A 14,383-nucleotide genomic window follows, 5' to 3' on the forward strand; every position below is an offset into this window, starting at 1 on the left:
CGTGCGGGGGGGCGGTGGTGGTCGCGGTCATCGTCGGGGCGCCCGGCCAAATCCCGCCCGGCCCGCCAGCCCATGCCCTGGATCAACCTGCGGCGTCCCGTCCCGCCCGAAACGGCGCCGGCCGACGCGCCCCCGTCGCCGCGCCGCGCGGGCGCCGCGGTTCCGCCGGGCGCGCGGGCCGACGCGCGGCTCCCGCGTCCTGCGCCAGGCGAAAGGGCCGGAAGGCGCGCGCGCCCCCGGCCCCGGATGGCGTCCGAAACGCCCTTCAGTGCGCGATCAGCACCGGCACCGCGGGCGCCTCGAGCACCGTGCGGCTGACGCCGGAGAAAATCGCCTCGCGCAGGCGCGAATGGCCGTAGCCGCCCATCACCAGCAGGTCGGCCCCGATCTCCACCGCCGTGGCCTGCAAGCGCTCGGCCACCGAGGCGCCGGCGCGGGCCAGCGTCTGCACCTCGACCTTCGCGCCGTGGCGGGCCAGCACCGCGGCGATGTCGGCGCCCGGCTCCTCGCCCGTGCCGTCGACGCCCGGATCGGGGTCCACGATCGCGATGGTCACCTTGTCCGCGGTCTCGATGAAGGGCAGCGCGTCATGCACCGCGCGCGCGGCGACATGGCTGCCGTCCCAGGCCACCATCACCGTCCTGCCGAGGCTCGCGCCCGTCCAGCCGGCGGGGACCATCAGCACCGGCCGGCCCGAATTGAACAGCGTCCCCTCCAGCACCGCGTCGGCGATCTCGCCGTCCACGCCGGGGCCGCCGGCCGGGCCGACCACGCTCAGGTCCGAATGCCGGGCCGAGCGGGCCGCGGTCTCCGACAGGCCCGTGGCGATCGAGGACGCCCAGCGCGCGTCATTGCCCGCGCCCGCGGCCTCCATCTTCGCGGCGACCTGGGCGGCCAGCGCCTGCGCTTCCTCGCGGGACCGGTCGATGGCGGAGAAATCCACCGCCATCTCGGCGCCCGGCATGGCGTAGACCCCGAGGTCGATCTGGCGGGTGCAGGCGACCGCAACCAGGTGCGCGCCCTGCGCGGCGGCGAGCCCGACGGCGGTCTCGAGGCGCGCGGCGCTGGCCGTGGAGGCGTCGACGAACACGGTGATGGTCTTGAAGGACATGAATCCTCTCCCGGATCGATTGGTTCGGCGCAACCTTATGCGTTGCCCGGCGCGGCGCCTTGCGCTGGATCAACTGCCCCGGCGTCGCGTGACGCTTGCCCAGCGCTTGGCCGTGCTTGCCCGGCGCTTGCCCGATGCTTGATCGCGACGGGGCGATGCGGAAGGATGCGGCAACCATAAGGGAGGAGAACATAATGGATGGACATGCCGAAAACACGGCCAAGTCAGGGCCGGACTACGACTGGGTCATCGCCCCCGACACCCGCGCCTTCATCCGCGAATCGCGAGAGCTGACGGCCACGGGGCCCGGACCGGTGACGGCCGCGATCCGCCGCGCCGCCTATAACCGGGCCTGCGTCCATTTCCACGCGGGCCATCCCCCCGGCGTGACCACCGAGGATTTCGCCATCGACGGCCCCCACGGCCCGATCCCCTGCCGCCGCTACCTGCCGCCCGGCGGCCCCGGCGCGGCGCTGATCATCTATTATCACGGCGGCGGCTTCGTGGTCGGCGGGCTCGACAGCCATGACGACGTCTGCGCCGAGATGTGCGTCGGCGCGGGCTGCGAGCTGGTCTCGGTCGACTACCGCATGGCCCCGGAATTCCAGCACCCGGCCTATTTCGACGACGCCTTCGCCGCCTGGGCCTGGGCGGCGGAGACCGGCGCCGCGGGCCGGCCCATCGTCCTGTCGGGGGACAGCGCCGGGGGCACGCTGGCCGCCGCCGTCACCCAGGCCGCCCGCGGCAAGGCCGGGGCGCCGGCGGGGCAGGTGCTGATCTATCCGTCGCTGGGCGGAGACCCGACGCGGGGCAGCTACGCGCTGAACGCCGACGCGCCGATGCTGTCGAAAGCCGACCGGGACTTCTACGCCTCGCAACGGGATTTCAGCCTGGTGCCGGAGGACGATCCCCGCGCCTACCCGCTGCGCGACACGGATTTCTCGGGCCTGCCGATGACGGTGTGCATCAACGCCCAATGCGATCCGCTGGCCGATGACGGCAAGGATTACCGCGACGCGATTCTCGCCGCGGGCGGGCGCGCCATCTCGATCGAGGAGCCGGGGCTGGTCCATGGCTTTCTGCGGGCCCGCCACCGCTCCGTCGGGGCCAGGGCGGCGTTCGGACGGATCGTGGAGAGCCTGCGGGCGCTCTGCGCCGGAGAGCCGCCGGCGCTCTGACCCCGAAACGCAACCGGCGCGCCCCGCCCCGTCAGGGGCCGGGCGCGCCGGCGAAACGCAGGCGGTCCTGCGCCGCGGATCAGGCGACCGGGCGCGGCCGCGTCACTCCTCGGCGATGCGCCCCGCGGCGAGATCGTCGAGGAACCGGTCCACGTCGCCGCCCCGCCGCTCGATCATCGCGGCGAATTCCTGGCGCTGGGACTGGAGCAGGGACACGCCCTCGGCCACCACGTCGACCAGCTTCAGCCCGTCGCCGCCGCGGTCGGAGACCAGCCACTCGACCTCGGTGTCCTGCACGCCCTCGCCCTTGCCGCGGGTCTTCACCAGCACGCCCTTGGCGCCGAAGTCCTGGGCGCCGGTGACTTCCAGCGTCTGGCCCTGGTAGTCGTTGAGCAGGCTCGTGTAGACGCGCCCGACATAGGCCACCAGCGCGTCCTGGGCCTTGCTATGCTGCGCGGGAGACATGTCGCGCCAGGTGCGGCCCATGACGAAACGGGTCACCTGCGGCACCGCGGCGTAGCGGGCGAAGAGGGTCGAGAAGTCCTCGGCCTGCGCCTCGATCGGCTTGCCGGACTGCACCAGCTGCGTGACCTCGTCGACCATGCCGGCGACGAAGCCCTGCGCGTCCTCCGCGCTCGCCGCCGCCTGCGCGGGGCCGGCGCCGGTCAGGCCGAAGCCCAGGCCCAGCGCCGCGGCCGCCCCGAGCCCCAGAAGGCCCCCGAGAATTCCACGTCGATCAAACTGCATCGGGTCCACCCCATGTTCCGTTGCTCAGCAGGCCGCGCCGGCGCGGCCGCGGCCTACTCGTCGGCGAACACGTCCGGCAGCGATTCTTCCGTCGTTTCGCCCCCGGTTTCCTGGCGCCGGCGCAGCTGGGTGTAGAAGGTCCGCAAGGTCACGTAGCTGTCCTCGCTGCCATAGAGCACCTGGTCGGCCTGCGACCCGATCTCCGACCTCACCACCGCCGCGCGCACGCCGTACATCCACGGAGACCCGAGCAGGTCCATCGTATCGCGGATCCCGTCGAAGGCGGAGATCGAGGTGACATAGGTCACCGGGTCCAGCGCCCAGTGCCCGATCCGCGCCGGCCCGTCGCGCAGGTTCGCCGGCCCCAGAACCGGAAGCTCCAGGTAGGGCCCTTGCTCCACCCCCCATGAGGCGAGAGTCAGGCCGAAATCGGTGTATTCCTTGGGCAGGCCCATTTCCGTGGCGGGATCGAGCACGCCGAGGCCCATCACCGCGTTGATCCCGAAGCGGCCCAGCGCGGTCAGCGTCTTGTCCACGTCGCCCTGCAGGGCGTGGTTCACGATGAAGGCCGGCATCTGGAGCATGTCCAGACCGTTGCGGATCAGGTGCTTGAACAGCCCCGGCGTCGCGATCTCATAGAGCTTGGAGGCCGGGCGCAGCAGAACCGTGTCGAGACCCTTGTTGAATTCGTGGATCTCGCGGTTGGTCTCTTCCCACGGATCGTAGACGAAGCCGTCATTGGTCGCCCCGGCGTCCGGGGTCGACGCGCAGCCGGCGAGCAGCGCCGCCGCCGCCAGCGCGCCCGCGACGCGCAGCGCAGGCCTGACCGCGCGGGACGGGGACGCCCCGGGGGCGGCGGGCGCGGAGACGGAGGCGGTCCCGGCGACGTTGACCCGGGACAGGTCGGAGCGGAATGGCATCACGACGGAAGGTCTCGATTTTTTGCGTTGCGACAAAAGCCTGTCTCCAGATAGCGGCCCACGGCCCTGCGTGCAATCCGGCGCGGACGACGTGTCCGTCAAGTGAACGCGACCGGCGCGAAGCGCGGAGCGCGCGCCGGGCCGTTCGCGTCCCGCGCCGCGGTCTGCCGGAGCAGGTAGGGGAGAAGAAACCTTTCGCCGTTAAGCGAATGACAAAGCGTCCGCAGGCGCATGCGAAAGACCGGCCGCTGTTGCGTAGCGGAAACAGGGCGCCGGATCGCGACGTTCTGATGTTTCGCACAGCCCCGATTGCGCGTCTCGCACTGGCGCGCAGGGGCGCGGAGTCGTATGGGAGAAACGTCCGGCGCGGCGTTTCGCGCCTTTTGGGGGCGGCGTGGGGCGCGCCGAGCATCGTGACGCGGCGCCTCGGCGCTCGCCACGGCGGCCGCGGGTCTTCGGGATCGCGTCGCGGACAGGCGATTTTAGGGGGATGTCGTGAAGGCACAGGGCCAGGCGGGTCGGGCGGAGCTCAGGTCGGTGCTCGCCGAGGGGCGGACGCTGTTCATCTCCATCGCGCTGTTCAGCGTGTTCGTGAACCTGCTGATGCTGACCGGGCCGATCTACATGCTCCAGGTCTACGACCGGGTCATGGCCAGCCGGTCGGAGGCGACGCTGGTCGCGCTGACCGCGATCATGGCCTTCATGTTCCTCATCATGGGCGTGCTCGACTACGCCCGCGGCCGGGTTCTGGCGCGGGTCGGGGCGCGGTTCCAGTCGCGGCTCGACAACCGGGTGTTCGAGGCGGTGCTGCGCCGCTCCGTGTCGCCGACCGAGCGCGCGCGCCCCGCGTCCGGCCTGCGCGACCTGGAATCCATCCAGCGGCTGATGTCCGGCCCGGCGCCCTTCGCGGTGTTCGACATCCCCTGGACCCCGCTGTTCCTGGCGGCGATCTTCATGTTCCACTGGATGCTCGGCTGTCTGGCCGTGTTCGGCGGCTGCCTGCTGATCGCGCTGACCTGGGCCAACCAGTATTTCTCCAAGCAGCTTCAGATCGACGCCAACGTCGCCTCCGCACAGTCCGAGGGCTTCACCGAGGCCGTCCGCGCCCAGGGGGAGACGGTGCAGGGCCTCGGCATGCGCCGGGCGGTGCTGGCGCGCTGGCAGAAGCTGCGCTCCAAGTCGCTGCTGACCACGATCACGGCCTCGGACCGCACGGGCGCCTTCTCCAACGCCTCCAAGACCCTGCGGTTCTTCCTTCAGTCCTGCATGCTGGGGCTGGGCGCCTATCTGGCCATCGACGGGCAGCTGAGCCCGGGCATGATGATCGCCGGTTCGATCCTGATGGGCCGCGCGCTGGCCCCGATCGAGCAGGCGATCGGGCAATGGGCCATGGTCCAGCGCGCCGTGCAGGGCTGGAAGTCGCTGGGCGAGCTGCTGGAGAAGACGCCGGAGCCCGAGGAGCGCACCAAGCTTCCCGCCCCCCGCGCCATCCTGGAGGCCCAGCAGGTCACCGTGGTCGCGCCGGGGGAGCAGTCGGCCGCGATCCGCATGGTCTCCTTCCGGATGGAGCCGGGACAGGCGATGGGCGTGATCGGCCCGTCGGCGTCGGGCAAGTCCACGCTGGCCAAGGCCATCGCGGGGATCTGGAAGCCGGCGGCGGGGCAGGTCCGGCTCGACGGCGCCGCGCTCGACCAGTACGGGGACGACGATCTGGGCAAGCATGTCGGCTACCTGCCCCAGGAGATCGCGCTGTTCGACGGCACCGTGGCCGAGAACATCGCCCGCATGTCCATGGCCCCCGACGCCAACGCGGTGGTGATGGCGGCCAAGCGGGCCGGGGCGCACGAGATGATCCTCAGCCTGCCCGGCGGCTATGATTTCCAGGTGGCGGCGGGGGGCGGCAAGCTCTCGGGCGGGCAGCGGCAGCGCATCGGGCTGGCGCGGGCCATGTATGGCGACCCGGCGGTGGTGATCCTGGACGAGCCGAACTCGAACCTCGACGCCATGGGCTCGGACGCGCTGAACAACGCCATCGCCGACCTCAAGGGGCGCGGCAAGGCGGTGATCATCATGGCGCACCGGCCGGCGGCGATCCAGCATTGCGATCTGATCCTGATGATGGAGGACGGGGTGCGGAAAGCCTTCGGACCCAAGGACGAAGTGCTGCGCCAGCATGTGCGCAACTATCCCCAGGTCGGCGGCGCCGGAACCGCGCCCGGCGGCAAGAGCGGCGCGCCCGCAGGCCCCGCGCCCGCCCCCGCGCCGGAGCCCGCCCGATGACCGAAGATCGCCGCAACGCCGCCGACGAGAGCCCCGAGATCTCGAACATCTTCGCCGAGACGCCGGCCCCCCGGCCCCGCGACCGTTCCGGGGCCGAGGACGCGGTCGCCCCCGATCCGTCCTCCCGCCCTCTTCCCACGCCCGCCGCGACTCCGGAGCGGACCGGCGCGCCCACGCCCGAGCTGCGCCGCGCCCCCGCCGCCGACCCGTCGGCCGACGCCGCCGCCGAGGCCGCGGGCAAGGCCGTGCTGTCGCGCCGCCGCCCGCCCCCGCCCGGCGGAATGCCCGGCGGAATGCCGCACCGCCCCCTGCCCCCGACCGCGGAGGCGGCGAAAGCCGGCCCGCCGCCGGCGACCACCGCCAACGCCGCCCCCGCCAACGCGAACGCCAACGCCAACGCCGCCAACGCCGCCGCCGCGGCGCCCCCCGCCGTCGCTCCCGGCGGGGGCGGCGCGCTCACCCCTCCGCCCCCGCCGAGCGACGGCCCGGGGCCCGAGCGGCTGGACGCCGCCGGCGTCGCGTCGCGCTTCCCGGCCCGCACCGCCCAGACCATCGGCCTGGTCGCGCTTTTCGCCCTGGTCTTCGGCTTCGGCGCCTGGGGCGCCTTCACCAACATCGCCGGCGCCGTCATCGCCGCCGGCGAGGTCGACGTGGAGACCCGCGAACAGGTCGTCCAGCACCCCGACGGCGGCGTCGTCGGGGAGATCATGGTCAAGGACGGCGACGTGGTGGAGGCCGGCGAGGTTCTGCTGCGCTTCGACGACACCCTCCAGCGCTCCGAATCCATCATCCTCGACGGCCAGTACTGGGAGCTGGTCGCTCGCCGCAACCGGCTGGAGGCCGAGCAGTTCGGCCAGGACGCCGTCGACTTCGACCCCCGCCTGATCGAAAAGGCCAAGACCGATCCGGCCATCAAGGTCATCGTCGACGGCCAGACCTCGCTGTTCGACACCCGCATCCGCGCGCTCAACGAAACCACGGAGCAGCTGCGCGAACGGCAGGCCCAGATCGCCCGCCAGATCGAGGGGGCCGAGGCCCAGGCCACCGCCCTCTCCCGCCAGAACGAGCTGATCGAGCAGGAGCTGGAGGGCCAGCAGCGGCTGTTCGACCAGGGCCTCGCCCAGCTCAACCGCCTGCTGTCGCTGCAGCGCGAACAGGCCCGCCTTCAGGGCGAGGTCGGGTCGCTGATGGCCTCCATCGCCGAATTCCGCGGCAAGGTCGCGGAGATCGAGATCCAGATCGTCCAGGCCACCACCCAGCGGCAGGAGCAGGCGATCACCCAGGTCCGGGACATCCAGTACCAGGAGAATCAGGTCCGCGAGCAGCTCGCCTCGATCAACGAGCAGCTGTCGCGCATGGAGGTCCGCGCCCCCATCGCCGGCACCGTCTACGGCTCCACCGTCTTCGCGCGGCGCGCCGTGGTCAGCCCGGCGCAGCCGATCCTCTACATCCTGCCCTCGGACGTGGAATTCGTGTTCAACGCCCGGATCGAACCGATCCATGTGGACGAGGTCTATCCCGGCCAGGCCGCGACGCTGCGCTTCTCCGCCTTCAACACCCGCACCACGCCGGAGATCGACGGCCACGTGGTCAAGGTCTCCGCCGACGCCATCCTCGATGAGCGCACGGGCCTGAGCTATTTCCCCGTGGAGCTGGCGCTGAACGAGGGCGAGGACGTGAAGCTGGACGGCCTGACGCTGGTGCCCGGCATGCCGGTCGAGGCCTATATCAAGACCTATGAGCGCACGCCGCTGAACTACCTCGTCAAACCGATGGAAGACTACTTCGCCAAGTCGCTGCGCGAGGAGTGATCCGCCCGCCCGCCGGCGCCCCCGGTGGCGCGGGCGGGCTTGCGCGGCGCGACGAGTAGGGGCACGGTCCGCCCGAAGCTTTCCGGCGCGCAGCCCCCGGCGCGCGCCCGCATCCCTGGACCCGAGGAGACCCCCATGACCGGCAAGATCGACGCGCGCCTGGCCGAACTGGGCATCGAGCTGCCCACGCCCCCCGCCCCCGCCGCCGCCTATGTGCCCTTCGTGAAGGCCGCGGGGCTGGTCTACATCTCCGGCCAGGTCTCCGCCGGGGCCGACGGGCTGATCAAGGGCAAGCTCGGCGCCGACGCGGATGTCGAGGCCGGCGCCGCCGCGGCCAAGACCTCCGCCATCGCGCTGCTCGCGCAGCTCAAGGTCGCCTGCGACGGCGATCTCGACCGGGTGAAAAAGGTGGTCAAGCTGACCGGCTTCGTGAACTCCACCCCCGATTTCCCCGACCACCCCAAGGTCATCAACGGCTGTTCCGAGCTGATGGTGGCGGTGTTCGGCGCCGAGATCGGCTCTCACGCCCGCTCCGCCTTCGGGGTCGCCAACCTGCCCTTCGGCGTCGCCACCGAGGTCGAGGGCATCTTCGAGATCGCCTGATCCCGTCTCCGGAGCGCCGCCCATGACCCGCCTGCCCGCCGCCTTCCTCGCCCGTCCCATCGCCCATCGCGGCCTGCATGACCGCAAGGGCAAGGTGATCGAGAACTCGCTGTCCGCGATCCGGGCGGCGGCGGCGGCGGGCTACGGGATCGAGATCGACCTGCAATGCTCCGCCGACGGCGAGGCGATCTGCTTCCATGACGACGACCTGCAACGCCTGACCGGCGAGCCCGGCGCGGTGCGCGAATGGCGGTCGGAGGATCTGGCGGAGATCGGGCTCAAGGGCGGCGGCGGCGACCTGGTGCCCAGCTTCGCCCAGGCGCTGGAGGCCGCGGGCGACGCGCCCCTGCTGGTGGAGATCAAGCGCCAGGGGCCGGAGGTCGCCGCCGGCAAGCTGGAATTCCGCGCCGCCTCCCTGATCGCCGAGCATGTCGCCGCCGGCCGCGGCCCGGTGGCGGTGATGAGCTTCGATCCCCGCTCCGTCGCCTGGTTCCACCAGCACGCGCCGGAGATCCCCCGCGGGCTCGTCTCCATGGACTGGGACCGGGACGACGCGGGCGGCGAATTCGACCCGGAGACCCGCCGCGACATGACCCGGATGGCGAGCTTCGAGCCCTCAGAGGCCGACTTCTTCTCCTACCGCTGGCGCGACCTGCCGACCCCGCGCACCCGCGCCCTGCGCGACGCCGGGGTTCCCGCCCTGTGCTGGACCACCCGCAGCCCGGAAGAGGACGCGGCCGCCCGTCGCCACGCCGACAACGTGACCTTCGAGGGCTACGTCCCCGAAGCCTGAGCCGCCGAACCTTGGGCCGCCGGTTCCTGGGCCGCCGGATCCTGGGCCGCCGGATCTTGGGCCATCGCATCCTGAGCCGCCGCGCCGGCCCTTTCGTCGCGCCCCCCGGCGCGGACCATTGACCTGCGCGGCGACGGCCCCACTCTAGACGGGTCGCAGCCCGGGCCGGGGAGCCTCGCCATGGACGGATCCGACATCGTCGAAATCTCGGTGATCGCCGGTCTCGACGAGATCGCGCCGGAGGTCTGGGATCGCTGCGCCGACCCCGGCGGGGCCCCGGGGCGCGCGCCCGACAACCCCTTCGTCACGCATCGCTTTCTGCGGGCGCTGGAGGTCTCGCGCTCGGTTGGCGGGCGGTCCGGATGGACGCCCCGGCACCTGGTCGCGCGGCTGGGCGGCGAGGTCATCGGGGTCATGCCGCTCTATGTCAAAACCCATTCGCAGGGCGAATACGTCTTCGACCACGCCTGGGCCCACGCCTTCGAACGGGCGGGCGGCGACTATTACCCCAAGCTGCAGTCCGCCGCCCCTTTCACCCCGGCCACCGGGCGCCGCTTTCTGACCGCGCCCGACGCGCCGCAGGCGGTCGCCATCGGCGCGCTGGCCCAGGGCGCGGTGCGGATCGCGGCGGAGAACGGGCTCAGCTCGCTGCACATCACCTTCTGCACCGAGGCCGAATGGCAGGCGGGCGCCGAACTGGGCCTGTTGCAGCGGGTGGGCGAGCAGTTCCACTGGGTGAACCGCGGCTATGCCGATTTCGACGCCTTCCTGGCCGACCTGTCGTCGCGCAAGCGCAAGAACATCCGCAAGGAGCGCGCCGCCGCGCAGGCCGGGGTGGAGATCGAGACCCTGACCGGCGACGCCTTGCGCCCCGCGCATTGGGACGCCTTCTGGCAGTTCTACCAGGACACCGGCGCGCGCAAATGGGGGCAGCCCTACCTGACCCGCGCCTTCTTCGACGAGGTGCAGGAGAACCTGCGCGACGACGCCCTGCTGGTCCTCGCCCATCGCGACGGCCGCCCCATCGCCGGGGCCCTGAACTTCATCGGGCGCGAGGCGCTTTACGGCCGCTACTGGGGGTGTTCGGCCCACCATCCCTGCCTGCATTTCGAGCTGTGCTACTACCAGGCCATCGACTGGGCGATCGCGCAGGGACGGGCGCGGGTGGAGGCCGGCGCCCAGGGCGAACACAAGCTCGCCCGCGGCTACATGCCGGCGAAAACCCATTCCCTGCACTGGGTCGGGGATGCCGGGTTCCGCCGCGCCGTGGCCGAATACCTGGAGGCCGAGCGCCAGGCGGTGGGGGAGGAGATCGACTGGCTCTCCGAACGCTCCCCCTTCCGGCGCGAGGACTTTTCGCAACCGACCGAGGAGCAGGATTGATGCGCCCCGCCAAACTGGAGGGCGAGCCCCGCGCGGCCGCTCTCGCCTCCCTTCTCGCCGCCGGCTGGACGGAGGCCGAGGACCGCGACGCGCTGATCAAGCGCTTTGTGTTCAGGGATTTCTCGGAGGCCTTCGGCTGGATGACCCGCGTGGCGATGGTCGCCGAAACGCTGGACCACCATCCCGAATGGTCCAATGTCCACCGCGCCGTGGAGGTGGAGCTGACCACCCATGACGCCGGCGGGGTCACCGGGCTGGATGTGGAGATGGCCGCGGCCATGGACAGGCTGGCCGGGCTGGCCTGACCCGCTACGGATCCGCGACGGATCCGCGACCGACCCGGAGGCCGGGGCGGCGCCCTGGAACCGGATGCGCCCCCCGATGGTTGGCGAGGCGAACCGTCGACAAACCGACCATGTCCGGGCCGGCGTCTCGTTTTGCGCGGATTTCCGCGATCCCCCACGGATCGCGGGTCAGCGGCGCCTCATGGTTCCGCCTTGAAATAAAATTCCCGCCCGGTGACCCGGGCGGGAATGCAAGGCCGTCAGGCCGCCGGTCCCCGCCTGCAAGCGGGGGGCGCGAGGTCAGTCCGCGGTCAGAAGCGGCGGCTTCTTGGCGCTGGCCAGCTTCGGCGCGCCGGGCTGGCTGATCTGCAGATCGATCTTGCCGTCCTTGATGGCGACCTTCACCAGCCCGCCCTTGGCGAGCTTGCCGAACAGCAGCTCCTCCGCCAGCGGCTTCTTGATGTGCTCCTGGATCACCCGGCCCAGCGGGCGGGCGCCCATGCGGTCGTCATAGCCCTTCTCGCCCAGCCATTCGGCGGCCGGCCGGGTCAGCTCGATCGCCACGCCGCGATCCATCAGCTGCGCCTCAAGCTGCAGGACGAACTTCTCGACCACCTGCAGGATCACCTCGCGCGGCAGCGGCCCGAAGGAGATCACCGCGTCCAGACGGTTGCGGAATTCCGGCGTGAAGGTCCGCTCGATGGCCGCGGTGTCCTCGCCCTCGCGCCGGTCGCGGCCGAAGCCGATGGCCGCCTTGGCCAGCTCCGAGGCGCCGGCGTTCGAGGTCATGATCAGGACCACGTTGCGGAAATCCACCGACTTGCCGTTGTGGTCGGTCAGCTTGCCGTGGTCCATCACCTGCAGGAGGATGTTGAACACGTCCGGATGCGCCTTCTCGATCTCGTCGAGCAGGAGCACGCAATGCGGATGCTGGTCGATGCCGTCAGTCAGCAGCCCGCCCTGGTCGAAGCCGACATAGCCCGGAGGCGCGCCGATCAGGCGGGAGACGGAGTGCTTCTCCATGTATTCCGACATGTCGAAGCGGATCAGCTCGACCCCCAGCGTGGAGGCGAGCTGCTTGGCCACCTCGGTCTTGCCGACGCCGGTCGGGCCCGCGAACAGGTAGTTGCCGATCGGCTTCTCGGGTTCGCGCAGACCGGCCCGCGACAGCTTGATCGCCGAGGACAGCGCCTCGATCGCCGCGTCCTGGCCGAAGACCACCCGCTTGAGGCTGGCCTCCAGGTCGCGCAGCGTCTCGGCATCGTCCTTGGAGACGGATTTCGGGGGGATGCGGGCGATCTTGGCCACGACCTCCTCGATCTCCTTGGGCGTGATGGTCTTGCGGCGCTTGCTGTCCGGCAGCAGGTGCTGGTAGGCGCCGGCCTCGTCGATCACGTCGATGGCCTTGTCGGGCAGCTTGCGGTCGTTGATGTAGCGCGCCGACAGCTCCACCGCGACCTTGATCGCGTCGCCGGTGTAGCGGACCGAGTGATGCTCCTCGAAATAGGGCTTCAGGCCCTTGAGGATCTTCACGGTGTCCTCGACGGTCGGTTCGTAGACGTCGATCTTCTGGAACCGGCGGGAGAGCGCGCGGTCCTTCTCGAAATGCTGGCGGAACTCCTTGTAGGTGGTGGAGCCCATGCAGCGCAGGCCGCCCGACTGAAGCGCCGGCTTCAGCAGGTTGGAGGCGTCCATGGCCCCGCCCGAGGTGGCGCCGGCGCCGATCACCGTGTGGATCTCGTCGATGAACAGGATCGCGTCGGGGTGATCCTCCAGCTCCTTCACCACGGCCTTTAGGCGCTCCTCGAAGTCGCCGCGGTAACGGGTGCCGGCCAGCAGCGCCCCCATGTCGAGGCTGAAGATCGTGGCGCCGGACAGCACGTCGGGGGTCTGGCCGTCGACGATCTTCTTGGCGAGCCCCTCGGCGATGGCGGTCTTGCCCACGCCCGGGTCGCCGACCAGCAGCGGGTTGTTCTTGCGGCGGCGGCAGAGCACCTGCACGCAGCGCTCGACCTCGGTCTCCCGCCCGATCAGCGGGTCGACGTCGCCCTGGCGGGCCTTGACGTTGAGGTCGACGCAATATTTGCCAAGCGCGGTCTCGTCCTTTTCGGCCTCTTTCTCCTGGCGGGGGTTGGAGGCGCGGGCGCTCTCCTCCTCCTCGGCGCCGCGCACGGGGCGGGCCTCGCCATAGGCGGGGTTCTTGGCCACGCCGTGGGAGATGTAGTTGACCGCGTCGTAACGGGTCATGTCCTGCTCCTGCAGGAAGAAGGCGGCGTGGGATTCCCGCTCGGCGAAGATGGCGACCAGGACGTTGGCGCCGGTGACCTCGGTGCGCCCCGAGGACTGGACGTGGATGGCGGCGCGCTGGATCACCCGCTGGAATCCGGTGGTCGGCGCGGCTTCCGACCCGTCGACATCGGAGACGAGCGCTTCCAGCTCGTTGTCCACGAAGCGGGTCAGGCTTTCGCGCAGGGAATCGAGATCCACGCCGCAGGCCTTCATCACGCGGGCCGCGTCGGGTTCGTCGATCAGCGCGAGCAACAGATGTTCGAGCGTCGCAAGCTCATGCTTTCGCTCGTTCGCGAGGCTCAGCGCGTAGTGGATGGCTTCCTCAAGGGTCTTGGAGAACGAGGGCATAGCGCGTCACCTTTCCGCTGGAACCGCGCGGGACGCCGCGCGGAGCGATCCGGGAAGACCCGTGGAACCGGGCCCTTGGATCGTAGTGCATCACTAAACTTCGAGTTTGTCAGCAACGGATCAAGGGCGGGTTAGCGCGATCCTGCAAATTTGAGCGCCGCGGCGCCGACAAGCTCGTGATCGGACCCGCACGTAAACCTTCTTCGACACGCGCGATGCGGACGAAGCGTTGCGGGACAGGGGTTAACGAGGGCTTGAGAACGGGAAGCCGCCGGAGCGCGACTTATTCTTTTTCCATGGTGCACTGCAGCGGATGCTGATGCTGCTGCGCGTAATCCATGACCTGAGTGACCTTGGTTTCGGCGATCTCGTAGGAGAAGACGCCGACGACCGCGAGCCCGCGCCGATGCACGGTGAGCATGATCTCCACCGCGCCCTCATGCCGCAGACCGAAGAACCGCTCGAGCACGTGAACCACGAACTCCATGGGCGTGTAGTCGTCGTTGAGCAGGAGGACCTTGTACATCGACGGGCGCTGCGGCTTGCTCCGCGGCTTGACCGCGAGCTGGCCGTCCGGATCGCCGCCGCCGGGGCCGATGGGCGCGTCCTCGTCGGGGCCGGCGGCGAGACGCCCGA

General features: G+C 70.8%; 12 protein-coding genes. 7 read left to right on the forward strand and 5 right to left on the reverse strand.

Translation table 11 applies throughout. The features are described from left to right. Window positions 1-265: 265 nt before the first annotated feature. Entirely contained in the window at window positions 266-1,111 is an 846-nt protein-coding gene (locus tag BLV24_RS10030) for a universal stress protein (protein WP_092681254.1), read from the reverse strand. 194 nt (window positions 1,112-1,305) lie between these two features. Between BLV24_RS10030 and BLV24_RS10035 the strand changes: the two genes are divergently transcribed. Next, the gene (locus BLV24_RS10035) at window positions 1,306-2,289 is read left to right on the forward strand and encodes an alpha/beta hydrolase (RefSeq protein ID WP_092681256.1); all 984 of its coding nucleotides are present in this window, start codon (window positions 1,306-1,308) and stop codon (window positions 2,287-2,289) included. Between the two features lie 102 nt (window positions 2,290-2,391). Here the strand turns inward: BLV24_RS10035 and BLV24_RS10040 are convergent, their stop codons facing one another. After that, window positions 2,392-3,036, reverse strand: a complete 645-nt coding sequence (locus BLV24_RS10040; RefSeq protein ID WP_176954703.1) for an MlaC/ttg2D family ABC transporter substrate-binding protein — start codon at window positions 3,034-3,036, stop codon at window positions 2,392-2,394. Window positions 3,037-3,089: 53 nt separating this feature from the next. Continuing rightward, on the reverse strand, window positions 3,090-3,956 hold the full coding sequence (locus tag BLV24_RS10045; protein ID WP_092681260.1) for an MlaA family lipoprotein: 867 nt from the start codon (window positions 3,954-3,956) through the stop codon (window positions 3,090-3,092). Window positions 3,957-4,451: 495 nt separating this feature from the next. On the opposite strand from BLV24_RS10045, the gene BLV24_RS10050 reads away from it, so the two are divergent. From BLV24_RS10050 to BLV24_RS10075, 6 genes are all read left to right on the forward strand, one after another. Next, entirely contained in the window at window positions 4,452-6,236 is a 1,785-nt protein-coding gene (locus tag BLV24_RS10050; protein ID WP_092681262.1) for a type I secretion system permease/ATPase, read from the forward strand. Beyond that, window positions 6,233-8,047 (forward strand): HlyD family type I secretion periplasmic adaptor subunit, encoded by a 1,815-nt coding sequence (locus tag BLV24_RS10055; RefSeq protein ID WP_342707989.1) that lies wholly within the window; start codon window positions 6,233-6,235, stop codon window positions 8,045-8,047. Before BLV24_RS10050 ends, BLV24_RS10055 begins: the two co-directional genes overlap by 4 nt. 135 nt (window positions 8,048-8,182) lie before the next feature. Then, on the forward strand, window positions 8,183-8,650 hold the full coding sequence (locus BLV24_RS10060; RefSeq protein ID WP_092681264.1) for a RidA family protein: 468 nt from the start codon (window positions 8,183-8,185) through the stop codon (window positions 8,648-8,650). Between the two features lie 22 nt (window positions 8,651-8,672). Continuing rightward, window positions 8,673-9,443, forward strand: coding sequence for a glycerophosphodiester phosphodiesterase family protein (locus tag BLV24_RS10065; protein WP_092681266.1), 771 nt, complete (start codon window positions 8,673-8,675; stop codon window positions 9,441-9,443). Between the two features lie 180 nt (window positions 9,444-9,623). After that, window positions 9,624-10,826, forward strand: a complete 1,203-nt coding sequence (locus BLV24_RS10070) for a GNAT family N-acetyltransferase (protein WP_092681268.1) — start codon at window positions 9,624-9,626, stop codon at window positions 10,824-10,826. Continuing rightward, a complete protein-coding gene (locus BLV24_RS10075; RefSeq protein WP_092681270.1) occupies window positions 10,826-11,131 on the forward strand; it encodes a 4a-hydroxytetrahydrobiopterin dehydratase in 306 nt (101 codons plus the stop codon). The genes BLV24_RS10070 and BLV24_RS10075 overlap by 1 nt, the downstream gene beginning before the upstream one ends. 279 nt (window positions 11,132-11,410) lie before the next feature. Here BLV24_RS10075 and clpA read toward each other — a convergent pair whose 3' ends face one another. Together clpA and clpS are read right to left on the reverse strand one after the other, a co-directional pair. Beyond that, on the reverse strand, window positions 11,411-13,747 hold the full coding sequence (gene clpA / locus BLV24_RS10080) for an ATP-dependent Clp protease ATP-binding subunit ClpA (protein ID WP_092681272.1): 2,337 nt from the start codon (window positions 13,745-13,747) through the stop codon (window positions 11,411-11,413). Between the two features lie 283 nt (window positions 13,748-14,030). Then, window positions 14,031-14,345 carry an ATP-dependent Clp protease adapter ClpS gene (clpS, locus tag BLV24_RS10085; RefSeq protein WP_245710532.1) on the reverse strand — a complete coding sequence of 105 codons (315 nt, stop codon included), beginning with the start codon at window positions 14,343-14,345 and terminating at the stop codon, window positions 14,031-14,033. Between the last annotated feature and the right edge of the window lie 38 nt (window positions 14,346-14,383).

Origin of the sequence: Albimonas donghaensis (genome assembly GCF_900106695.1) — a bacterium.
Taxonomy (GTDB): domain Bacteria; phylum Pseudomonadota; class Alphaproteobacteria; order Rhodobacterales; family Rhodobacteraceae; genus Albimonas; species Albimonas donghaensis.